General features: G+C 43.4%; 20 protein-coding genes and 1 other RNA gene. 9 read left to right on the forward strand and 12 right to left on the reverse strand.

Translation table 11 applies throughout. From position 1 onward, the window contains the following. Nucleotides 1-146 precede the first annotated feature (146 nt). The 6 genes from DXN04_RS02995 to rplU form a co-directional block, all read right to left on the reverse strand. On the reverse strand, nucleotides 147-641 hold the full coding sequence (locus DXN04_RS02995) for a GNAT family N-acetyltransferase (protein WP_199414974.1): 495 nt from the start codon (nucleotides 639-641) through the stop codon (nucleotides 147-149). Beyond that, nucleotides 638-1,261, reverse strand: coding sequence for a DsbA family protein (locus DXN04_RS03000; RefSeq protein WP_116851813.1), 624 nt, complete (start codon nucleotides 1,259-1,261; stop codon nucleotides 638-640). Before DXN04_RS03000 ends, DXN04_RS02995 begins: the two co-directional genes overlap by 4 nt. 6 nt (nucleotides 1,262-1,267) lie before the next feature. Then, on the reverse strand, nucleotides 1,268-2,923 hold the full coding sequence (locus DXN04_RS03005) for a DNA polymerase/3'-5' exonuclease PolX (RefSeq protein WP_116851814.1): 1,656 nt from the start codon (nucleotides 2,921-2,923) through the stop codon (nucleotides 1,268-1,270). 234 nt (nucleotides 2,924-3,157) lie between these two features. Further along, nucleotides 3,158-3,784, reverse strand: a complete 627-nt coding sequence (locus DXN04_RS03010; RefSeq protein WP_116851815.1) for a histone H1-like repetitive region-containing protein — start codon at nucleotides 3,782-3,784, stop codon at nucleotides 3,158-3,160. Between the two features lie 73 nt (nucleotides 3,785-3,857). Beyond that, on the reverse strand, nucleotides 3,858-4,130 hold the full coding sequence (gene rpmA / locus DXN04_RS03015) for a 50S ribosomal protein L27 (RefSeq protein ID WP_116851816.1): 273 nt from the start codon (nucleotides 4,128-4,130) through the stop codon (nucleotides 3,858-3,860). A 28-nt stretch (nucleotides 4,131-4,158) separates the two neighbouring features. After that, entirely contained in the window at nucleotides 4,159-4,554 is a 396-nt protein-coding gene (rplU, locus tag DXN04_RS03020) for a 50S ribosomal protein L21 (protein ID WP_233525508.1), read from the reverse strand. Between the two features lie 253 nt (nucleotides 4,555-4,807). Here rplU and DXN04_RS03025 point away from each other — a divergent pair, with 253 nt between their 5' ends. The 3 genes from DXN04_RS03025 (at nucleotide 4,808) to rseP (ending at nucleotide 8,965) form a co-directional block, all read left to right on the forward strand. After that, nucleotides 4,808-6,304, forward strand: a complete 1,497-nt coding sequence (locus tag DXN04_RS03025) for a GH3 auxin-responsive promoter family protein (RefSeq protein ID WP_116852412.1) — start codon at nucleotides 4,808-4,810, stop codon at nucleotides 6,302-6,304. Nucleotides 6,305-6,366: 62 nt separating this feature from the next. Beyond that, nucleotides 6,367-7,533: a 1-deoxy-D-xylulose-5-phosphate reductoisomerase gene (locus DXN04_RS03030; RefSeq protein ID WP_116851817.1), complete on the forward strand. Its 1,167-nt coding sequence runs from the start codon at nucleotides 6,367-6,369 to the stop codon at nucleotides 7,531-7,533. 97 nt (nucleotides 7,534-7,630) lie between these two features. Continuing rightward, entirely contained in the window at nucleotides 7,631-8,965 is a 1,335-nt protein-coding gene (rseP, locus tag DXN04_RS03035; RefSeq protein WP_116851818.1) for an RIP metalloprotease RseP, read from the forward strand. Nucleotides 8,966-9,026: 61 nt separating this feature from the next. On the opposite strand, the gene DXN04_RS35565 is transcribed toward rseP, so the two are convergent. Further along, a complete protein-coding gene (locus tag DXN04_RS35565) occupies nucleotides 9,027-9,161 on the reverse strand; it encodes a hypothetical protein (protein ID WP_262512427.1) in 135 nt (44 codons plus the stop codon). 326 nt (nucleotides 9,162-9,487) lie between these two features. Here DXN04_RS35565 and ssrA point away from each other — a divergent pair. Beyond that, nucleotides 9,488-9,861: a transfer-messenger RNA gene (gene ssrA, locus DXN04_RS03040) on the forward strand. Between the two features lie 275 nt (nucleotides 9,862-10,136). Here the strand turns inward: ssrA and DXN04_RS03045 are convergent. Next, complete coding sequence (locus tag DXN04_RS03045) at nucleotides 10,137-11,003, reverse strand: SDR family oxidoreductase (protein WP_116852413.1); 867 nt, start codon at nucleotides 11,001-11,003, stop codon at nucleotides 10,137-10,139. Nucleotides 11,004-11,116: 113 nt separating this feature from the next. Here DXN04_RS03045 and DXN04_RS03050 point away from each other — a divergent pair, with 113 nt between their 5' ends. Then, nucleotides 11,117-11,434: a winged helix-turn-helix transcriptional regulator gene (locus tag DXN04_RS03050; RefSeq protein WP_116851819.1), complete on the forward strand. Its 318-nt coding sequence runs from the start codon at nucleotides 11,117-11,119 to the stop codon at nucleotides 11,432-11,434. A 380-nt stretch (nucleotides 11,435-11,814) separates the two neighbouring features. On the opposite strand, the gene DXN04_RS03055 is transcribed toward DXN04_RS03050, so the two are convergent. Together DXN04_RS03055 and DXN04_RS03060 are read right to left on the reverse strand one after the other, a co-directional pair. Further along, a complete protein-coding gene (locus DXN04_RS03055) occupies nucleotides 11,815-13,965 on the reverse strand; it encodes a glycoside hydrolase family 31 protein (protein WP_116851820.1) in 2,151 nt (716 codons plus the stop codon). 203 nt (nucleotides 13,966-14,168) lie between these two features. After that, nucleotides 14,169-16,388, reverse strand: coding sequence for a GH92 family glycosyl hydrolase (locus DXN04_RS03060; protein ID WP_199414975.1), 2,220 nt, complete (start codon nucleotides 16,386-16,388; stop codon nucleotides 14,169-14,171). Between the two features lie 906 nt (nucleotides 16,389-17,294). On the opposite strand from DXN04_RS03060, the gene DXN04_RS03065 reads away from it, so the two are divergent. Further along, nucleotides 17,295-17,654, forward strand: a complete 360-nt coding sequence (locus DXN04_RS03065) for a BON domain-containing protein (RefSeq protein WP_116851821.1) — start codon at nucleotides 17,295-17,297, stop codon at nucleotides 17,652-17,654. A gap of 6 nt (nucleotides 17,655-17,660) precedes the next feature. Beyond that, nucleotides 17,661-18,077, forward strand: coding sequence for an SH3 domain-containing protein (locus DXN04_RS03070; RefSeq protein ID WP_116851822.1), 417 nt, complete (start codon nucleotides 17,661-17,663; stop codon nucleotides 18,075-18,077). Between the two features lie 189 nt (nucleotides 18,078-18,266). On the opposite strand, the gene DXN04_RS03075 is transcribed toward DXN04_RS03070, so the two are convergent. Then, on the reverse strand, nucleotides 18,267-19,370 hold the full coding sequence (locus DXN04_RS03075; protein ID WP_116851823.1) for a WD40 repeat domain-containing protein: 1,104 nt from the start codon (nucleotides 19,368-19,370) through the stop codon (nucleotides 18,267-18,269). A 44-nt stretch (nucleotides 19,371-19,414) separates the two neighbouring features. On the opposite strand from DXN04_RS03075, the gene DXN04_RS03080 reads away from it, so the two are divergent. Then, nucleotides 19,415-20,518 (forward strand): erythromycin esterase family protein, encoded by a 1,104-nt coding sequence (locus DXN04_RS03080; RefSeq protein WP_116851824.1) that lies wholly within the window; start codon nucleotides 19,415-19,417, stop codon nucleotides 20,516-20,518. Nucleotides 20,519-20,559: 41 nt separating this feature from the next. Here the strand turns inward: DXN04_RS03080 and DXN04_RS03085 are convergent, their stop codons facing one another. Continuing rightward, on the reverse strand, nucleotides 20,560-20,919 hold the full coding sequence (locus tag DXN04_RS03085) for a hypothetical protein (protein WP_147319822.1): 360 nt from the start codon (nucleotides 20,917-20,919) through the stop codon (nucleotides 20,560-20,562). A 208-nt stretch (nucleotides 20,920-21,127) separates the two neighbouring features. Between DXN04_RS03085 and DXN04_RS03090 the strand changes: the two genes are divergently transcribed. Beyond that, on the forward strand, nucleotides 21,128-22,168 hold the full coding sequence (locus DXN04_RS03090; RefSeq protein WP_116851826.1) for a chemotaxis protein CheB: 1,041 nt from the start codon (nucleotides 21,128-21,130) through the stop codon (nucleotides 22,166-22,168). The last annotated feature ends 2 nt before the right edge of the window (nucleotides 22,169-22,170 follow it).

The raw sequence follows: 22,170 nt of genomic DNA on the forward strand, positions 1-22,170 counted from the left end.
TAAACATTTATCGTATGTATCTTCATAGCGGTGAAAGTTCAGCATCACTCTGGCTGGACAACACCTAAAGATTTTAATTAGAAAAGTTGTGTCTTTTAATGGTTAACTTGGGAAACAGCCTGGTATTTTTACCAGGCTGGATTTTTTTATAGCACTTTCCTCATCACGTAATCATTCATCCAGTAGCCATTTCCAATGTCAATATCTTTCTCTTCAAATACTTCGAAGCCGATTTTCTCATAGAAGGATTTCGCCTTGTTATACCTGTTTACATTCAGTTCAAGCACATTTGCACCGGCGGCTTTTACCTGGTCAATGACAGCATTGAGCAATAGTTTTCCTGCACCTTTTCCCTGGTAATCCGGGTGGAGGTATATTTTGTTCAGCTTGTAAATACCAGTCTCTTCTTTCGGGCTATAGCCGGCGAAGCCGATAGCGCTTTCTCCATCCCATATCAGCAGAAAAGTATGATCCGAATTAAGTTGCCTGCTTAGTTCTTCTGTATTATACATCATGGCTATCATATAGTCCAGTTGCTCCTGACTAAGGATAGACAGGTAGGTAGCCGGCCAGATCTGATTGGTCAGTTCCTGTATAAGTGGAATATGCTGTATGCCTGCCTGTGTAATCTGGTACATCATTTATTTTTTATTTCTTCAATCACCTGTAGCAGTTTTGCTTTGGGAGTAAAGCCGCGGGCTATCAGATAAAGTTGTTCGTCTTTTTCGAGGATAGCGGCCGGGAAACCGGTGATGCCCCATTGCTGTACGATATTGAATTCCTGCTGCGTTGCATATTTGTTGTCATCTTCCTTCATATTGTTCAGGAAGGCCTGTACCGGAATATCGTATTTTTCCAGGATGGGGATGTAGGTGTCAATATCATTGAGGCTCTTGCCTTCAAAGTTGAGTGCTACCTGCAGATCATGTGCAAAATTTACTGCATTTTCCGGCTGGTATTGTTTGAATACGGTCAGTGCGATACTTGGTTTTTCAGAATCCATGATATCGTCTGAGCGGAGGTATTCGTTCAGGAATGGATCACCAAATGTGATACCAGTAGTATTTTCGACCTGTTTGTGAGCTTCCTTGATGTAGTTGTACATAGCGGAGGCAGGGCGGCGGTTGGCACTTAATAACATGCCGCCAGACAGTATTTCTACTGAGATTTCTCCTTTCAATTGCTCCTGGATCTCCTGGATCACGGGCGTAAAACCATAACACCATCCGCAGATGGGATCATAGATATAAATCAGTTTCATTGTTCGTTATTTTTTCCTGTTGTGGATATATTTCTCTAAAGCTTCTTTCGAATAGCTACTCAGATTACCTTCGGCAGTTAAACCTCCTTTGCGGGCGGCTAAAGTACCGTAGTAGACATCTTTGTAACCTTCTATGCTGTGGGCATCGGGATCAATGGAAAGCAGTACACCTTTTTTACGGGCATAAGGAATCCATTCCCAGTCAATGTCCAGCCGGCGGGGATGTGCATTCAGTTCAATGACAACATTGTGTTCGGCACAGGCATCTATGATACGGCGGTGATCTACAGGATAACCGTTACGGCTCAGCAGGAGTCGTCCGGTCATGTGGCCTAAAATGGTAGTATATGGATTTTCGATCGCTTTCAGCAGTCGGCTCATGGCTTTCTCTTCACTCATTTTAAGATTGGAGTGAACGGAAGCAATAACGAGATCGAAAGATGCGAGTACTTCATCCGGGTAATCGAGGTTACCGTCATTGAGAATATCTGCTTCAATGCTCTTGAAAATGCGGAAAGGAGCGAGTTGTTGATTGAGAGCATCGATCTGTGCATGCTGTTCAGCAATGCGCTCAATACTGAGTCCGTTTGCATAAAATGCAGAGCGGGAGTGGTCGCTGATCACGAGGTATTCAAAGCCTTGTGCTTTGGCAGCGAGTGCCATTTCTTCCAGGCTGTATTGACCATCACTCCAGGTGGAGTGGGAGTGGATGATGCCTTTGATATCCTGTGGTGTGATCAGTTCAGGAAGCTGCTGTACATCCAGCATGCTGCCGTCGTTGCGAAGGCAGGGTGGGAGGTAGGGCAGGTTTGCCTGTGAGAAGATTTTTTCTTCTGTAGCACCGGGTGTGAGACCGGCAGCACCGCCAGCGACAAAGAAGCTTTCGATGAAAGCGGGTGTGGCGGTGGTCAGGAAGAGTGATTTGCCAAAATCGTCGATAGCGGCGGGATAGACCCTGACCTTAACTTTTTGTGCGTGCTGGAACAGCAGGGAGTTAGGTGTTTCTTCGATGAAACTGAGCATGTTTAATTTCTCCTGAATGTATTCAGGAGCAGCATCTGCAACCAGTTCAATTTCATCGATGATGATTTCCTGTCTCCTTATTTGTCCGGTGAGTGACACGGAAGCAGGAGCGAGGAGTGTTTGTATTTCTTTTTCCAGTTCATTGGCCAGTACTTCCACTTCGGCGAAGAGGTAGCGGTTGCGGTTACTGAAATAGAATTCGATGCTTTGTTTTACGCTATCCTGTGTTTTCTGGCCGAAGCCTTTCAGGAGCATGAGGCGGTTTTCATTGCAGGCGTAAAGGAGTTCGCCGAGGGATTCTACTTCCAGGTCTTTCCAAATGGAAGCGATTTTTTTTGGTCCCAGGCCTTTGATTTTCATCATTTCAAGGATGCCGGAGGGAGTTTTTTCGATATAGGTATCGAGCAGGCTCCATTGTTCTGTTTGCAGCATTTCCCGGATGCTCTTGCTGATGGATTCACCGATCCCTTTGATTTTGGCGATTTCCTCAGTGGGCATATCCTGCAGGGGAATACTGAGCTTTTCTACAGTAAAGGCTGCATTGGCGAATGACTTTGCTTTGAAGCTGTTTTCCCCATGGATGTCCATGAGTTTGGACAGCAACGAGAAGTTGTCGGCGATTGTGCTGTTATCCGGCATAATTTGATTTGAACTGCGAATTTCGGTTTTTTAGAAATGGAATTGGTCCCTTTTTTAAGTGTTTTAGGCCTTGGAAATCACTCCTTTAGGGGAAAGGGCGCTTGTTTCAAAAAGAAAAATGAAATCTTTCTTTGCTGTTGTAGGCCATTAAAAAGGAATATTGATCCCTATATAAAACACGAAAGGTCCTGGTTATTCACCAGAACCTTTATTTCACAGTGTGTAAAATCGTTCTTATGCTTCAGTTGAAGGAGCATCGGTCTGTGGTGCCACTGGAGCAACCACTTTCTTCTTAGCAGCAGCCTTCTTCTTAGGAGCAGCTTTCTTAGCAGCAGCCTTTTTAGGAGCAGCTTTCTTAGCAGCAGCTTTTTTAGGAGCAGCTTTCTTAGCAGCAGCCTTTTTAGGAGCAGCTTTCTTAGCAGCAGCTTTTTTAGGAGCAGCTTTCTTAGCAGCAGCCTTTTTAGGAGCAGCTTTCTTAGCAGCAGCTTTTTTAGGAGCAGCTTTCTTAGCAGCAGCCTTTTTAGGAGCAGCTTTCTTAGCAGCAGCTTTTTTAGGAGCAGCTTTCTTAGCAGCAGCCTTTTTAGGAGCAGCTTTCTTAGCAGCAGCTTTTTTAGGAGCAGCTTTCTTAGCAGTTGCTTTTTTAGCAGCAGCTTTCTTAGGAGCAGCTTTCTTAGCGGTTGCTTTCTTAGCAGCAGCTTTTTTAGGAGCGGCTTTCTTAGCAGCAGCTTTTTTAGGAGCAGCTTTCTTAGCAGTTGCTTTCTTAGCAGCAGCTTTTTTAGGAGCGGCTTTCTTAGCAGTTGCCTTCTTTGCAGCTGCTTTTTTAGGAGCAGCTTTTTTAGCCGCTTTTTTAATTGTTGCCATTGTTTTTTGAATTTTGGGTTAGTAATTAAAATTGGGTATTAAAAAAAACTTTATGGCAAACACTGCGCCAAGCTTACGCCTGGGCAGTGGTGTCAAATGATTTTACAGAAACGATGGTTCTGTTCTCGCGTCCTTTTCTGAACTCAACAACACCATCAGCTACCGCGAAAATGGTAAAATCTCTACCAATTCCAACGTTAGCACCTGGGTGGTAAACAGTACCGCGCTGACGAACGATGATGTTGCCAGATACAGCAGGTTGACCACCAAATATTTTTACTCCCAGCCTTTTGCTTTGAGAGTCACGGCCATTCTTTACACTACCTTCACCTTTTTTATGTGCCATTTCTATGTAAGTTTAAAACTTTAATTAATTAAGCAATTTCTGAAATACGGATCTTCGTAAAGTGAGTACGGTGACCAACTTTCTTTCTGAAACCTTTTCTACGTTTCATTTTGAAAGCAATAACCTTATCTCCCTGAACGTGGCTCAGGATTTCTGCTTTAACTACTGATTTTACATCAGTACCAACGGTCAGCGCGCCGCCATTATCTATTAACAGCACTTCAGAGAACTGCACTTTATCTCCGATATTTCCCTGCAACTGCTGTACAAAGATTTCTTGGTCTTTTTGTACTTTGAATTGCTGACCTGCGATTTTTACAACTGCAAACATAGTGATCCAAAAATAATTTCCTGCAAAAGTAGGATTTGTTTTTAAATTGACAAAGTTTTCTCCATATTTAAAATGCGTTTGCCCCCAAGGCATACGTTTTTAAAGGAGAATACTATACATTTTCAAAGATACGTAGTTTATTTTAATATAGTTTGTTATTATATGTAAGTTCCACGATCCACTATGCACAACATTACCTTAAAAGTCACACTCATAGCTGATTTAGCTATTATTCAAACATAAAAGGCATCAACAAAAAAACTGCTTCAACGCAGTTCATTCCATTCCTTTTATAACAATTTTTATTTTATACATTTGTCCTTTCACATATTCTAAAATAATGGGCATGAAGCTTAAATCACTGCTTGCCAAACCATTTGCTTCCATTGTAGCCAACAGGATCAGGAAGGAGATGCAGAGGGCGGTAGAAGACCAGGAAGCTATCCTGGAGGAGTTGATTAAAACAGGCAGGAAGACCGAATTTGGAAAAGACCACCACTTTGACAATATCCATTCCTATAATGATTTCAGACAGGCAGTACCTATCAGAGATTATGAACAGTTTAAGCCTTACATTAATAAAATTAAGGAAGGTAAACAGAACATCCTCTGGAAAGGCTTGCCCATCTACCTTGCCAAAACCTCTGGAACTACCAGTGGGGTAAAGTATATTCCAATCACCAAGGAATCTATCTCTAATCATATCGATACAGCCAGGAATGCCCTGCTCAACTACATGGCGGAAACTGGTCATACTGATTTTGCCGATGGTAAACTCATCTTTCTCTCCGGTTCTCCCGTGCTGGAAAGGGTAGGGGGTATTCCATATGGCCGCCTCAGTGGTATCGTTAATCACCACGTGCCCCGCTACCTGCGCACCAATCAGCTGCCCACTTACGAAACGAACTGTATCGAGGACTGGGAAACCAAGCTGGATAAGATAGTAGACGAAACCATCAATCAGGATATGACCCTCATCTCCGGTATTCCACCATGGATGCAGATGTATTTCGACAGGTTGATAGAACGTAGCGGCAAGCCGGTAGGAGAGCTGTTTAAGAACCTCAATGTACTTGTATACGGTGGTGTGAACTTCGAACCTTACCGTGCAAAACTCATGGCATCAGTAGGTCGTCCGATCAATACTATCGAGACTTTCCCTGCATCAGAAGGTTTCTTTGCCTTCCAGGATACGCAGGAGCACAAAGGACTTTTGCTGAATACCAACTCAGGTATTTTCTACGAATTCATACCTGCCAATGAAATCTTCAATGAGAATCCTACCCGTCTTTCCCTGAAAGATGTGGAAGTCGGTGTCAACTACGCCCTCGTAGTAAGCACCAATGCAGGCCTGTGGGGCTACAACATTGGCGATACGGTGAAATTTGTATCCACTAATCCTTACCGCCTGCTGGTAACGGGCCGTATCAAGCATTTCATTTCCGCATTCGGTGAACACGTAATCGGGGAAGAAGTAGAATACAGCCTGATGAGCGTAGCGAAGGAAGATAATTTACAGATCACGGAGTTTACCGTAGCACCTATGGTGAGTCCTGCAGCGGGTGAACTGCCTTACCACGAGTGGTTTGTGGAGTTTGAAAATCCCCCGGCAGACCTTAGTGCCTTTGCAAAAAGGGTAGATGACAAACTCCGTAAAAAGAATATTTATTACGACGACCTGCTTACCGGCAACATTCTGCAACCATTAAAGATCAGAACAGTGAAGAAACAGGGCTTCATCGATTATATGAAGTCAGTAGGTAAACTGGGAGGTCAGAACAAAGTTCCAAGATTGAGCAACGACAGAGCATTGGCAGACGAGCTGATGAATTACCTGGCATAAAGCAGGAGTAATGTCGGACGACTCATGTCCGCATTTCTTGTAATTCCCTTATTATTGCAACAATGAGTAAGAAAAATATAGCCATTTTTGGCTCCACAGGATCAATTGGTATACAGGCGCTGGAGGTAATCGAGGCGCATCCTGATAAGTTCAGTGTCGAAGTATTGACCGCTGGTGTCAATGCTGATCTGCTCATAGAACAGGCCCTCAAGTTCAGACCGAATGCTGTAGTCATCGCTGATGAATCAAAATACGAAAGCGTAAAGGAAGTACTTTTTGACAAAGGTATCAAGGTATTTGCCGGTGCCAAAGCCATGGTAGAAGTAGCTTCCTGGAGCTCCATCGATATGATGCTGGCTGCCATTATGGGCTTTGCCGGTCTGGCACCCACCCTGGCGGCTATTGAACAGGGTACCCCTATTGCCCTGGCGAACAAGGAAACCCTTGTAGTAGCCGGCGATATCGTAATGGGTGCTGCCAGAAAAAGAAATGTACCTGTAATACCGGTAGATTCTGAGCATTCGGCTATCTTCCAGTGTATGATGGGCGAGTCTTCTGCCAAAGTGGAGAAGATGATTCTCACCGCTTCCGGCGGCCCGTTCCTGGGCAAGAAAACCAACTTCCTCATCAATGTGAAAAAGGACCACGCTCTTCAGCATCCTAACTGGCGCATGGGGCCGAAGATCACGATTGACAGTGCGACCCTGATGAACAAGGGCCTGGAAATGATCGAGGCCCGCTGGTTGTTCAATATCGATCCGGACAAGATCGAGGTCGTGATTCACCCGCAATCCATCATTCACTCCCTGGTACAATTTGTAGATGGCAGCATGAAAGCCCAGATGGGCCTGCCTGATATGAAACTGCCTATTCAGTTTGCATTAGGCTATCCTGAAAGACTGGCGAACGATTTTCCTCGTTTTTCTTTCAGAAACTATTCTAACCTCACATTCGAACAACCTGATACCAAGACCTTCCGCAACCTGGGCATCGCTATCGAGGCGATGATGAAGGGCGGTAATGCGGCTTGTGTAATGAATGCGGCAAACGAAGAAGTAGTACATGCATTCCTGAAAAACCGTATTGGCTTCCTGCAGATGACGGATGTAATAGAAGAAATCATGGGCAAAGTACCGTTCATCGAGCGCCCAACCCTGCATGACTACTATGAAAGTGACCTGGCTGCAAGGGAACATGCGAACAATATGATCAACGCTATCATAATTTAAGAACTTTATAACATGTAATAGCTGCATAATCGCAGTTATACCGGCTATCTTTGCCATTCCTGTTATAGAGAAAAAACAACATATATTTACTGTATACATGACAACAGCACAAATATTGATAAAAGCCGCGCAGTTGATACTGTCACTATCTATCCTGGTAGTATTGCATGAACTCGGGCACTTTATCCCTGCAAAACTGTTTAAGACGCGCGTAGAGAAATTTTATCTCTTTTTTGACCCCTGGTTTTCATTATTCAAATTCAGGAAAGGTGAGACAGAGTATGGAATAGGTTGGTTACCCCTGGGTGGTTATGTTAAGATCTCCGGTATGGTAGACGAAAGCATGGACCGCGAACAGCTGGCGAAGCCACCGGAGGATTGGGAGTTCCGTTCCAAGAAAGCGTGGCAGCGCCTCATCATCATGATTGGTGGTGTAACTGTGAACCTGATCTTAGGTTTTCTCATCTATTCCATGATACTGTGGCATTGGGGTGAAACCTACCTGCCTACGGCAAATACGACTTATGGGATCGCAACAGATTCCCTGGCCCAATCTATTGGGCTCAGGGATGGAGATATGATCCTGGGCGTGGAAAACCAGCCTGTGGAGAACTTCAAGGCGGTTCCTGGACAGATTATTTTGCGCCAGGCAAAAACGATCCAGATCTCCCGCGAGGGACAGAAAATGGATATCGCAATACCAGATGGTGTTGTAGGTAAGATGATCAAGTACAAGCTATCCCTGGTGGATGTGAGAGTGCCTTTCCTGGTAGATACAATCGCCGCTAAATCGGCTGCTGATAGCGCCGGGATCCGTAAAGGTGATCAGTTATTGACACTGAACGGACAGCCTGCTTATTATTACCATGAATTCAAGAATGAAATAGTAAAAGATAGGAACAAAGTGGTACCATTGCAGGTGTTGCGTGGTGGAGATACAGTGAATCTGACAGTACATGTACCGGAAACTGCTGTGTTAGGTTTTAATGTAAACGTAGAAAAGATGTTTACATTCTCCGTGAAGCATTTTACCTTCTTCGAAGCGATTCCGGCAGGGTTTAAAAAATGTATCAAGACACTGGTAGATTATGTTCAGCAGCTGCGTTTGATCTTTGTATCGAAAGAGGTGAAGGCGAGTGAATCATTGGGTGGTTTTATGACGATTGCGAACCTGTTTCCTGGTGCATGGGATTGGATGGCGTTTTGGGAGATGACGGCTTTATTGTCTATCATCCTGGCGTTTATGAACATTCTGCCGATTCCTGCGTTAGATGGGGGACATGTGTTGTTCCTGATTTATGAGATGGTGACAGGACGTAAGCCGAGTGAGAAGTTTTTGGAGTATGCACAGATAGTGGGGATGGTGATATTGTTTGGGTTGCTGTTGTATGCGAATGGCTTGGATATTTACAGGCGTATATTTGGGAAGTAAGTATAAATTTAAATTTTGAAGAAGGAAGAGGTCGGAAGGCTTCTTCCTTCTTTGTTTTAGATCATCTTTGTTCCAGTTCATGGATGCGTTGTTCCAGGGTTTCTATGCGCTTGTTAAGGGCCATAAACCGCAGGCTTAGCTTTTGCTCCATGGACCTGAGTGCGCCGAGCACTATGGTAAATTGTGAATTTGACATATTGTATCCTTCCATTTACCCCAATTTACTCAATTCTTGCTGGTCTTCCAATTTTATGCCTTATAATTTATTGAAAATCATATGGTTATTGAAACGATCCTCCCCCGATCAATCCAATAATGTATGAATTGTATTTTTTTTAAAATCCCATCCATATTGTGTTGGATTTTCCAATTAACAACGGAATTACCCATTTCTGTAGTCCTTTGAGCGAATGCCATTGGCCCTACAAGTCCGATATAATTCAAATTACAGCACTCCTAAATGCGCTACATTTTATTTATATCTAAAATCTTCCTATCTTTGTAAGCTGCGAAAGCAAACCAGGGGCTGCCCGGTTTTGACAGCATAGGTCTTTGAAAGTGTAAGCATGTCGTGCGTTGGATAATTAGCACGTAAATCTGAATACCCAAACTCTAAATGGCGAATCTAACTACGCCATGGCTGCCTAATCAGAGATTAGACACCCATTATAGCCGCCGCACGCAGGCCGTTTACTCCTGCAGCCGCCGCCGAATCAAAACTATGTAAAATAGGTACTCATGGTTTCTGTGAGTGAGTGCTGAAACAACAACGGATAAGGACAAGGTTGGTTAGTTTTGCCCCTGCCGTGTCTCGAAAAAATAATGCATAAATAAGCATGTAGAAGCCTTTCGGAGGATGTGTTTGGACGCGGGTTCGATTCCCGCCAGCTCCACAAAAATTATCAAAGCTAAAAAGGATGGTAAAAATTACCATTCTTACAGTTAAAAGCTTTATTAGCCTGCATTTGAAAAGATGCAGGCTTTTTTGTTTTTATACAAATACTCGCCAAATCTTCCATTACCGCTTAAAAAGAAAGCCTTAATGGTGTTGTTGATCAATAAGACAACAAGTGAATTTATCAAACTTTAGGATTTAGAAAAGGGCCCTTTAAAGGCCCTGTCGATGTTGTATATTAAATTAATATTCTAACACTATTACCCTCCTCCGGACCTAACTATACATGCTTTGCAAAAATTCCTTTAATCCAACCGGACTCCTGCCTAGTAATTTTCTCACATCACTTTTATTAGTATCAAATTCTCCCTTAGCAATCGCTCCACAAAACCTCGCAATGTACGCTACATCATCCTCAGAAGCACCCATCTGTATAAGCCGCGCAATATATGAACTTAGCTCCGGTTGGTGATAAGCTATTGTTTTTCCGGTAATGTCCGATAATAGCTCAGCAATCTCCGCGAAGGAGAAAGCAGTTTCTGCAGCGATGACATATTCCTTATTTTCGTGACCCGGAGTTGTCAGTACAACCGCTAAAGCTTCAGCCATTTCTGTTATTGGCAAGAAAGGCGTTTTGCCGTCTCCGGCAGGAGTAGAAATTCCATTATTTAATATGTCCTTTCCAGCAAGAAAGGGAATCATGTCAGCATACATGGTATTATCCATTAAAGTATAAGGAATGCCTGCTTGTTTTAAATAATCAGCTGTGTATGCATGATATTGAACCTCTTCACCCATTATACTTTGTTGCAAATTTTTCATGTCAAAGCTCGTATAAATCATATGGCCAACACCAGTTTCTTTGGCTGCATTGATCGCGTTTTTGTGCTGCTCAAATCTTTTGCTTATATCTGATGAAGAAGATATAAGCAGCAGCTTATCCACACCTTGGAAAGCACTCTTTAAAGACTCATAATCCTGATAGTCGCCAATTTTTATATGAAGTCCTTTTGATTTTAATTCTGCTGACTTGCTTTCATCTCTTACTAATGCAGTAATATCGTTTGGAGCTATACCTCTGTTTAATAATGAATTTATTGTGGCTTTACCTAAATTCCCTGTTGCACCGGTTACTAAGATCATATTTTTTGTCTTTAGATTAATTACATTTGGTATGTAAACATACAAATATCGATTTTGAAAAGTTACCCTTGCATTAGGTAACGAGACAAATAGTGGTAACCTAAAAGTGACTAATGGAAAATGAATTAGACCATGCTGACTGTCCTGTTACAGCAACGATAGCCCTGTTTGGAGGGCGGTGGAAGTTGTTGATTTTATATGTGCTGTCCAGGAATACCAGGCGTTTTGGCGAGATCCAGGTTAGGATCCCTGCTATTTCAAAAAAGGTGTTAACCGAACAATTGAGAGAGCTTGAAGCTGATGGCTTAATCAGCAGGAAAGAGTACAAGGAGCTTCCTCCCCGTGTAGAGTATGCACTCACTGATTTTGGAAAAAGCCTGTGCCCTTTGTTAATTGATATAGCAGCCTGGAAAAGAAAAAATATTGGATAATCTAACCAATATGCCCATTTTCATCACAATACGGTAAAGAGAAATCCTGGATTGGAAGACCTGCTGGAAACTTAGTTTGATCTCCAGGCAAACGATCATTGACTATGGAAGGATTTTGAAAATGGCCTTTCAAATACGATCACCTAACAATATCAGACACTCCATTACTATACAGATGTCATGTCGGACCACTTTCACCCTGGTGAAGGATACGGACTGTTGAACAACCATTAAAATACTTTCCTTTTTTATCTATTATTCCTTGAACCGTAAAAGAAAAGTGTTTTAATGGTTGCTCAATAGCCAGGAGTTATATTCCAAATCCTTCAAGTGCACAGATTGTTGCATTGCCTTCGTTAGCATTGCTCCTTTTAATGTCCTTATCTGATCACCTCCCATTTCTTTACCTGGAACCGGCTGCCTTTAAAACCACCAGTTTTCATGACCGTACCTTTCCCATTCTGATAGCTTAAATTCAGGATGTTGTATTTCCCTTTTTCAAAGTCAAACGTAACGCCGTCATCTTCAAATAAAGAAAAAGTCTCCGCCTGCTCACCATACACATAGCAGGTCAACTCGAACCGTGTGTCTGGACTAATGTACTCTACTGGTCGGGCCAAAGGTAATATTGTACCTTCTTTAATAAAGATTGGCAAATCAGTATAACCAGTCTTGATAACATATTCCTGACCGCCCGCATATTTTTTCCGGGTGTTAAAGTCATACCAGTTACCTGCCGGAAGATACACCTTTCGCTCATCACTCTCTGCTGTAAGCGGAGCCGCCAGCATTCCCTGTCCGATCATATATTCATCGTCAATATTGAAAACTTTCGGATCATCCGGATAATCGACTACCAGGGCCCTGAACGGTGGAATACCTTTTAAATGGTAATCGGCAAATGCACTATAAAGATAGGGCACCAGGCTCATTCTGAAATTAAGGAGTTTACGTACATCTGCTTCTACGGCTTTCGCGTTCTCCATAAACTCATTCTTATTATTTTTATCGATATTGATCTGCAGCCATGGCGGATTTTGCAGGTACCAGGAATTATAAAGTGTCTGAGCAGAAAGTACCGCTGTCTGACTCCGGCGCATCAGGTCCGCGATCGACCTGGATTCCCTTACCTCAGGTGACCACATTAGTCCTGAAAAACCGGAATTTATGATCATTTGAATGTATTCATGATGATCATAAGTGTCACTGTAAAGCGATGCCGGGTAAGAAGAAGCAAATGCATTGGAAGCACGCACATCCAGAAAGGTTCGGGTATTAAGTTCTTTATAAATGTTATAAACGGCTTTCTGGTAAACAATGCCGAATACCTGGTGCATTTGCTCGCCGTCGATCCCTGAGGGAAAACGACTGTGCTCAGGGAAGCTCCAGGTAGCATTTCCCATGGTAAGGTTAGAATTATCACACTCATCCATTTTAAATCCTGATATACCTTTGAGAACGAAGGTCTCCTTATGATAGTTGGCAAATAATTTACTGGCCGAAGTATCAACAAAATCAGGTACCAGGCCATTCCAGACCAGGTAATTACCTGACTTGTTCTGCAAGGGTGCATATAGCGGTGACTTAGGATTTACGAAGGCATGTTCCCACAAATTAATATGATATCCTTTTGATCTCATAGTGTCTATGAACTGATCGTGTGTAGGGAAAAAATCTTTATTCCATACATAAGAACAGGAGTAGGCAGCAGTCTGCCATTTCGGTTCCAGTCCCAGTACATCGCAGGGAATATCATTCGCCCGGAAATACTCCGCCATTTTACCCACCTGTTGTTGGTTAAAGTCTGCTTTTACACGATATTTAATGCCTAGTCCCCACATGGCCGGTAAAGCTCCGCCGCCTGAAAAAAGGTTGTAGCGCTGTAACACATTGAGCAGCTCAGGCCCTTCAAATACATACACTTCAACGCCCTGCACCCCGGGAACATCCACAGCAACATAGCCAGAGGCCGGACTTTCATTTTTATAAAGTTCCGCCACCGAATTACCGCTTTTGCCATCACTCAGCTTAATGGCACCTGTGTTTTTGGCGGTGCTGCCACAGTAAAATGTAGCATAGTGGGATGTATTAACGAGGATGCCGTAACCTTTGTTAGACACATAGAATGGCATGGGTGCATGGGTATATCCCAGGTCGTGGGAGGGATTGTCGTTGACGATTGGTTTTTTCCTGAGCCCTTTCTGGTTGAAGGAACCCATTTGCAGACCGAATCCATACAGTTGCTCCTGCTTGTCTAAGGGAATCTCTACCAGAACACCACGTTCTGTAATATCTATCCTGATATCCTGGATGTTGAAAGGTAGCTTGCCTTCAGGCAGTTTGCCCATGGCAGCTGTCATCGGTTTTTCATTGCAGAAGTAATATGGGGAAAATTGCTCGGGCTTGCCAGAAGTCAGTTTAATTACACCTGGTGCCACCCTTGTGATCTCTGCAGTTGGCTGGGCAAAAGTAAAAAAGACCCTGCCATGAAGAAAGAACAGTATTAATATAATCCGATTTACAAATTTCATAACTAAATATACAATTGCATTTTAAACCTCACTATCCCAAATCACTTGAACGGTTAAATCCCGTATACTTTTAAAATAATAAGGGACGCTTTTTAAGCGGAAAGCGCCCCATATTTTCAAAACGTTTTCGCTCATTGTCTCTTTAAAAAAACGGATAATGGCCGGGTGCAATTACAGGATGCTTCCCTTCAATTGCACAGTGTTTAGTCCTCATTATCGTATGAAGGTGGCGCGGCCTGAGTCCCCCAGTTCTTATCGGGTACGGCTGATAAAGTGAAGGCAAGCTCACCACCGTTCCGGATACTGCTCCATGGTATCCAGGTTCCATCCAAAGGTCTGCCATTTAGCTTTAAAGAAGTGATATACTTTTTGTCAGCATCGCCACCTCGTATAGCCAGGGTCTGTCCTGTTCCCAGATGAATGTTTATAGTAGAAAAGATGGGGCTGTTGACGGAAAATCCCCCAACTCCCGGAACCATGGGATACAAACCAATGTCAGCAAAAACATACCAGGCACCCATCGCGCCAAGATCATCATTCCCAGGCAGACCATTATCGCGATTGCTATATTGTTCATTAAGGATCCGTCGGACTGTCTCCTGAGTTTTATAAGGTACACTAATCCAGTTATACACCCAGGGAACCTGGAAATCGGGCTCATTTCCAGCAGCAAACCATTCCTGGTTGTAGCTTGCATTAAGCTGGCTGAAGAATTCATCAAGCCGCTGTTCTGCTTTTGCTTTTCCGCCTGACACTGTGATCAGACCATCCAGGTTATAAGGAACCATCCAGAAATAATTCTTATAGCTGGCTTCGCGCCAGTCTTCATCATACTTTTTCCATGATCCGTCATTATTACGGGACTGAAGCCAGCCGGAAGATGGGTTATACAGGTTTTTCCAGGCCTGTGCTCTTTTCAGGTACCTGCGCCAAAGCGTACTGTCCTTAAACGCCTCCAGGGCAAAACGACCAATGGCAAAATCTGCAGAAGTATATTCAAGCATCATCGAAGCGTGCATATATCCTTTTCCAAGATACTGCTCCAGGAAAGGGCGCGTGAGAATATTCTGTGATTTCGTTCCCGGCACCTCAGCTCCCCTTCGCATAATTTCCAGCGCTTTCTTTGAATCAAAATCCGTTGCCCCGAATGCATAGGCATTGGCAACCAGTATAGAAGTGGGGTCGCCCTGCATGATGCCCGTTTCAGTGTCTCCCATGATCCAGCGGGCAAAGCCTCCGCCTGACTGCTCTGCAAATACCAGCTGGGAAGAAACCATCTCCGACATTTCCTTTGGAGCCAGTATACTGATCAGTTGCCCCTGGGTCCGATAGGTGTCCCAGTTGCTGAACGACGTGTAATAATCACCCCGTTCCGCCTTATGTACTTTATGGTCTGCACCTGTGTATTCGCCGTTTACATCATTAAAAACATTCGGATGGCCAAAAGAATGGTACAGATGGGTATAAAATTGGGTAAGCTGCTCAGTATTTCCACTGCTGACTTCTATTTTTCCCAGGTATTTATTCCAGGCAGCTGCCGTTTCCTGCTTTACCTTGTCAAAGGACCACCCGGGATTTTCAGTTGCAAGGTTCTGTTTTGCATTTTCAAGGGACACATAGGAAATGCCGAATTTATACCCTACGGGTTTCCCTGAAGAAATATCAAAAGTAAAATAAGCACCGGAATTCTCCCCTGCTGCTGACTTTGAAGAAGGTTCAAAAGCCTTACCTTTCCATGTTCCTGACGCAGTGGGACGAGCATCGAATTCAGCCACAAAGTATACCTTCAGGGAAGATGGTGAGCCGCAGAAAGAACCTGTATTTGCATACCCTTCACATTTTCCGGGACCGGTTATCCTGATCTGCGCATCTGTTATTTTCGTCGAATTAATTCCCGACCCAATTATCACCGTTATTTTTTTCTCAGAGGGTAGGCAGCTAATCCTTGCCATACCTGTTCTTTTGGTGACGGTAAGCTCACAATCAATTTTCTCTTTTACCTTCACCTTATAATACCCTGCAATCGCTTTGTTAACCTGGTAGCGGGGATCCAGGTGCTCCATTGAATCGGGTGAAGCTTTAAGTTCCCCCGGCAAGGGCAGCATGGGAAAATTTCCCAGGTGTTCACAACCAGCTCCGCTGAGCTGATTGACAACAAAGCCTTTGTGTTCCGTAAAAAATGTAGGAGTAAACTGTACCATTCCAAAGGGATACATAGCACCTGGAAAGGTGTACCCTGCCTCAAGATAACGCTCCTGAATACCGTGACCTTTCCCTTTCGAACCAATAAGGGTGTTTACTTTTTCTGCGTAATTTATCCCGCTGCTTGTCTGCGCTATCAGGTGCCTGCACTGAAAGCAGAAAAGAAATACGATAATGAGCCTGATACTTCTTACCTGAATACCATTCATTTCAAATACCATTATTTTATAGGTTAAATGATTAAGGTTATTCACGACCCGTGGATAGTCGGAATATTTGCGATCTTAATAGTGTAAAATATTATTTACAAAAACAATGATTTTAATAAATAATGTTTTGCACGCTTGCAGATTTACAATGGTTGAATCTCAGCGCATCACCTAAAACCATCCGTAAGTAAATGAATAAACAGCATCAATGCCAGCAGGAGTAATCTGATTTTCCTACCCTCAAATTAAAGAATGAATTCCCCAGGCAAATGATCCCGATTTTATAAAATAAAAAAAAGACCGTCTCTCTTCAAAGACGGTCTAATTACATTGTAAGGTAACAATCAAGCAAAGTACAAGGTGCGCTACCATTGCGCCATTCCGCATTTTACCGCGAAAGCAGGACTCGAACCTGCAACCACCCGATCCATAGCCGAAGTAACTCTACTCTACGACACTTACAAATACTGCCAGTATGCCTCCCCTAAGGGGCGATGTATTTCCTTCTTACGGCACCTGAATATTGTAAAAATAAAACCGGGTAAAAAACCGAAAAGGCACTTACGATGGCGCTTGTCATCCAACACTCCTTTCGAAGCCCGAACTATGTACCAGCATTCCACCTTAACCCGAAGAAATCCTTCTCTACGACACCGGGATTATTTATTGTTTCCGTAACAATACAAAGATATCAGCACATGTGCGCAGTTTTTCTGCGCAGTTAAATATTTCTTTTCAAACAGTTGAATGATTTTCTAAAAATAACTGATCATCTTACCCCAAACAGTTGGATGCTGTTCCAAAACAATTCCCCAATCCAATTCCCAATTCAATTCCCCAAAACCAATTTACTCCTCATTATCAATCATTTGGCATGTTTTTTAATGTCCTTTATACTAATCATAAAATTTTAATCACATGAAACATTCGAAAACCTTGCTTCTCTCCGTAGCCGTAGCTACCTCCATCTCTTTCTTTGCCTGCAAAGGAAAAAACAACACTACCTCCACTACTGACACTGCTGCGACCATCGCTCCCGAGGCTACCGATACTGCTCTCACGCCACCACCACCTCCACCCGCAGAAGCCGCTGCCGACGACTCTTTGACCACCAAAGCCAATGATGCCATCAAAGACTACCCTGGTGTGTCAGCCAGCGTTAGCAATGGCGAAGTCACCCTCACCGGTGAAATCTCAAAAGCCAAACTGCCAAAACTCTTACAGGCTGTGAACGCTACAAATCCTAAAAAGGTAAACAATCAGCTCACCATTAAATAAGCTCCCATGGCTTTACAGGACAAATACAAAGAATTGATTGATGCCGCCAAAGCCGCTGGTGTAAACGATTTGAAAGTAACAGAACAGAATAATGTGCTCCATATCGACGGCACCGCATCCAGTGGTCAGGTCAAAGATAATCTCTGGGCCATCTATGGCAAGATAGACCCGGACTACCGCGCAGGCGATCTCATCCTCAATATCGATGCCTCCGCCGCTGCCGGTACTAAAGCGAAAGTAATTACGCAATCATCTAATCTGAATATTCGCAAAGGCCCCGGTACAGACCAGGAAATCTTAGGCAAAGCTGCCCATGGCGAAATCATCACCGTCATCAGCAAACCTAATGACCAATGGAGCCTTGTAAGAACTGATAAAGGCGTAGAAGGGTATGCCTATTCACAATATCTCGAACAGGCATAATATCAACTTATGGAGGTTGTATCAAAAGTAAATGGTCCTGATTTTAATCGGGCACCTGATGGGAAAAATCAATTCTCAATGCTTTCAGATTGCTTTTGATACAGCCTCCATATGCTATCCGGGTACTGGTCTGCCACCAGTGCACCGAGGTGTTGTTTATATGGCCAGGTAGCCATTTCCTCTTTGATGTCATTGGCTGGAACCAATACGGTAAAGACTAAAACAACCATAATCTGTACGCACCCCCAATGTCCTATTGTCTATAAACCTGACCTGCGCCGTCTTAACACAATGCTGTAACGGAAATTCATACAGGAAGCTCCTGTTTACAAAATCAAACACATACCCACGTGTACGCTGCGTACAAACCAGCAAGGAATTCTCTTCATTCAAACAACAATCACTCACATCCTTTGAATACCCAGGTATCTGCAATCCTTCCAGGCTCACTTCTTCCCCGGTCGCCAGCTCAAAAAAACGTATACCACCATACAATTCATGAACAAGAATAAGACTGCTATCCCTCGTCCACAACAATTTTTTCGCTATTTTAAAATCTCCTTTTAGAATAGTTACCAAACTATCATCCACTGTATTGATGAGTTGAATTTCCCCCACTTTGTTATGTAATGCCAACACTTGCCCATCCGGCGAAAGACTGGCACAGACCGGAAGAGAACCATTGACAAAATTTAGCTCCAGGGGAAATTTTTTATTATTGATATAATAAGCGGGATGTGTCGCATACGCCCATGTATTACCACCTACCGTAGCAAAACTGCCCGGCTTATCCAATGTATGTGTCAATGCTGTAAACGATGCCTGCTCAAAATCATATTGATAAATATAATGATCCAGGTCCAGCAGCAGCATATTCCGTTGCGCATCATAGCAGATCTCCCATGCCAGTAAACGGGGTAAAGTCAGCACTTCCGCAATATTCCCATCCGCAGTAATGCGTAATAGCTCATCCCTGACCTCATCTCCGGGCCGGTATACATAGATTCCATGTGGAGTGCCTGCAAACGATAAACAGCCCGTATACCCCTTTCCTGTATAAATATGTAATAAAGGATGCCCTAAAGCTGCTGCAGGCGCTTTCATCACAGCACCTTTCTTTAGCAGTTCCCATTCCTTTTTTAATAATTGTGTGATCGCTTCTTTGTGATCTGCAAAGGACTTACTGGTCGTCTTTACTTTACCGTCAGTATTCGTCTCCGTAGTCAATGTTGTTTCCTCGCAGGAGAGCGTTATTGATTTCCCGCCTTTGTCATCAAATAACTGGTGTAGCATAATAAAAATTTATAACTTTAATACCTCCTAAATCATAGCAAAAAATGACCCAACCCGCTTATGTATTATTCATTGTAGCATTTGCCATTTCATTCATCACACCTTGCAAAGCACAATATATCTACACGGAAAGAGATTTTAATAGTGATACCCTCTCAACAGCGCAGGTAGACCTTATCATTAAAAATACAAAACAACACAGCATCATAGGTCTCGGCGAAGCCGATCATCTAAAAGGTACTTTTTACAGGATTAAGTCCCAGTTAGTACGTGAACTGATTCTCCAAAATGATTTTGATCTGCTGCTCTTTGAAGCAGACATGAATACCTGTCTTCAACTCAACAAATATGTAAAAGGCAACACTACGATTCATCTCAACCAATTGCTGACCGAAATGAATGCCACTAACAATTATATCCTGCATAATGTATACAACACTCCTGAAATAGTCGCGCTGCTAAACTGGATCAAAGCATACAACACCTTACACAATAATAAAATTTCCATTGCCGGCATGGACTTCCAGCATCCGCAGAACCTGGCAAACGTGATCAAAGATTACCTGCCACAAGCCTTACAAAGCGAGCTCGCCGATGCAGTCAATATATACAGCAAATACTATCGCGATTATATGGACTACAAACACATCTTCCGTATTTACACTGTAGACAGCCTTAAAAAAGAAGCTGCCAACGCAGCAGGGAAAGTACAACACATCAGCAATTACCTTAGCAAAAACGAAGACAGATACTTACAGGCTAACCTGGCTTCTCTTGTATGTATGTCGGGCTTCTTCACAGATCCCAACGGTGTTGTATATCGGGATACGACTATGTTTAATAATTTATGTTTGCAGATATCCACGCATAAAGCTATGATATGGGCTGCCGCGCAACATTTGCAGGAAAGCAATACTTTCGGCAACCAACACTGGATGGGGGCATATATCCGCCATAAATGGAACCAGCAATACTGTAATATAGGTATTTATGGACCGCTTGATTGTCTGCCGGCACCTGAAAAAGATAACAGGATAGGCTTAGAACTGCTGGTCAAAAATGCAGACAGCAACTGCCTGCCAAATAACAATGAGAGCATCATCATCAGCGTAAAAGCAAAGGTAATTCCTTACGCCACTGTACTATAAAAAAAAGGTTGTTCGGCGAGGAACAACCTTTTTTAAGATCTTTAATCCATGGGGCCATACCAGATCATCGCCCGCTTTGCATAGGCATCTTTATACACCTTCTTCACATCTGCCAGCTGCTTTTCCGCTGCTGCTCCACTCACATCTGTTATCCCTGCTACCACGATATAAAATCCTTTTGCGAAGCCCTTATAAGCATCAGAATATTCTACAGAAATATAATCGTCATTATCCGCATTTCCATCTCCTCTCGCGGGATAATAAGGAAAATCTTTTTCATCGCTTTCACCTGTTTTGCAGCGTGATTCAGGCCATGTCAGTCCTGTTTTTGCATCCGGCACCAATTCCCGCAAATCAAGTTTCTTCCCCAGTTGCTTTGACGCATCTTTTGCAGCTTTCAATGCCTCGTCATAACTTTTTGTACTTCTAATTATAATGATTTGCTTGGGGACTTCAGTATTCCATTTTTTTTGAGCAAAGCCATTTAACGAACAAATAAGGATAAATAAAATCGAAAGGGTTGTTTTCATTACAAAATATGGATTTTTAAAATATCCGTGAATATATAATAAATATCGGAGATGGCCCCTTTATTGTGGTACACCCAATATGGAGAATAGAAACATCATCGTCATAGGTGCCTCGGCAGGAGGGTTCGAAGCCATTAAGCAACTGATCAACGACCTTCCTGCCGACCTCGATGCAGCAATCTTCATCGTATGGCATATGTCACCCGATGTTCGTGGTATACTCCCACATGTTATCAATAAAATGGGCAGGCTCAAGGCTTCACATGCAATAGATAAAGAGAAGTTCATCAACAGGCATGTGTATGTTGCTCCTCCGGATCATCATTTATTAATTGAAGACGACAGGGTCCGGGTCACCCGCGGACCCAAAGAAAACCGGTTCCGCCCGGCGATTGATCCCCTGTTTCGCTCTGCGGCATTTAGCTACGCATCACGTGTAATAGGGGTGATACTGTCTGGTGCGCTGGACGATGGCGTTGCCGGGTTATGGGCTATCAAACAACAGGGAGGTTTAGCGGTAGTACAGGACCCCCTTGATGCAGAAGTATCATCAATGCCTGCCAATGCAATCAATGCTGTAAGAGTAAACCATATAGTACCTATAAAAGATATGGGTGCCCTGCTTACTAAACTCGTTCAGGAACAGGCACCCGCACCAACTTCCGGCGAAAATATTGATCACGAAAGAACCGTCATGGAGGTACGTCTTGCTATGAACGAAAAATTATCAAAAAAAGAAATTTTCGAATACGGCGAACTTACACCATACACCTGCCCGGAATGCCACGGTGTACTAACCGCCCTGCGGGAAGGAGACCGTATTCGTTTTCGTTGCCACACAGGTCACGCATTTTCAGCTGATAGTCTGTTGGCCGGTATTACCGGTTATGTGGAAGAAACTTTGTGGAATACCCTGCGTAGCGTGCAGGAGAGTATCCTGCTCCTCAATCATATGGGCGATCATTTTGCAGAAGCCAATCAACCCAAAGTTGCGGCCATGTATTTCAAAAAAGCTGCAGATGCTGCCCGCCTGGCAGATGTAATCCGACAGGCAACATTCAATCATGAACAACTGAATACAGATAATATCAGGGACCAGGCCAACGAACAGCCGAATTAAAA

Source organism: Chitinophaga silvisoli (genome assembly GCF_003412465.1).
GTDB lineage: Bacteria > Bacteroidota > Bacteroidia > Chitinophagales > Chitinophagaceae > Chitinophaga > Chitinophaga silvisoli.

Coding starts and splice junctions, on each gene's coding strand:
- DXN04_RS35565 (WP_262512427.1), bottom strand. CDS start 9,161: ATGTCAAATTCACAATTTACCATAGTGCTCGGCGCACTCAGGTCCATG.
- DXN04_RS03080 (WP_116851824.1), top strand. CDS start 19,415: ATGACCCAACCCGCTTATGTATTATTCATTGTAGCATTTGCCATTTCA.
- DXN04_RS03045 (WP_116852413.1), bottom strand. CDS start 11,003: ATGATCTTAGTAACCGGTGCAACAGGGAATTTAGGTAAAGCCACAATA.
- rpmA (WP_116851816.1), bottom strand. CDS start 4,130: ATGGCACATAAAAAAGGTGAAGGTAGTGTAAAGAATGGCCGTGACTCT.
- DXN04_RS03055 (WP_116851820.1), bottom strand. CDS start 13,965: ATGAAATTTGTAAATCGGATTATATTAATACTGTTCTTTCTTCATGGC.
- DXN04_RS02995 (WP_199414974.1), bottom strand. CDS start 641: ATGATGTACCAGATTACACAGGCAGGCATACAGCATATTCCACTTATA.
- DXN04_RS03075 (WP_116851823.1), bottom strand. CDS start 19,370: ATGCTACACCAGTTATTTGATGACAAAGGCGGGAAATCAATAACGCTC.
- DXN04_RS03005 (WP_116851814.1), bottom strand. CDS start 2,923: ATGCCGGATAACAGCACAATCGCCGACAACTTCTCGTTGCTGTCCAAA.
- DXN04_RS03070 (WP_116851822.1), top strand. CDS start 17,661: ATGGCTTTACAGGACAAATACAAAGAATTGATTGATGCCGCCAAAGCC.
- DXN04_RS03025 (WP_116852412.1), top strand. CDS start 4,808: ATGAAGCTTAAATCACTGCTTGCCAAACCATTTGCTTCCATTGTAGCC.
- rplU (WP_233525508.1), bottom strand. CDS start 4,554: ATGCCTTGGGGGCAAACGCATTTTAAATATGGAGAAAACTTTGTCAAT.
- DXN04_RS03000 (WP_116851813.1), bottom strand. CDS start 1,261: ATGAAACTGATTTATATCTATGATCCCATCTGCGGATGGTGTTATGGT.
- DXN04_RS03030 (WP_116851817.1), top strand. CDS start 6,367: ATGAGTAAGAAAAATATAGCCATTTTTGGCTCCACAGGATCAATTGGT.
- DXN04_RS03050 (WP_116851819.1), top strand. CDS start 11,117: ATGGAAAATGAATTAGACCATGCTGACTGTCCTGTTACAGCAACGATA.
- DXN04_RS03065 (WP_116851821.1), top strand. CDS start 17,295: ATGAAACATTCGAAAACCTTGCTTCTCTCCGTAGCCGTAGCTACCTCC.
- DXN04_RS03090 (WP_116851826.1), top strand. CDS start 21,128: ATGGAGAATAGAAACATCATCGTCATAGGTGCCTCGGCAGGAGGGTTC.
- DXN04_RS03010 (WP_116851815.1), bottom strand. CDS start 3,784: ATGGCAACAATTAAAAAAGCGGCTAAAAAAGCTGCTCCTAAAAAAGCA.
- DXN04_RS03060 (WP_199414975.1), bottom strand. CDS start 16,388: ATGGTATTTGAAATGAATGGTATTCAGGTAAGAAGTATCAGGCTCATT.
- rseP (WP_116851818.1), top strand. CDS start 7,631: ATGACAACAGCACAAATATTGATAAAAGCCGCGCAGTTGATACTGTCA.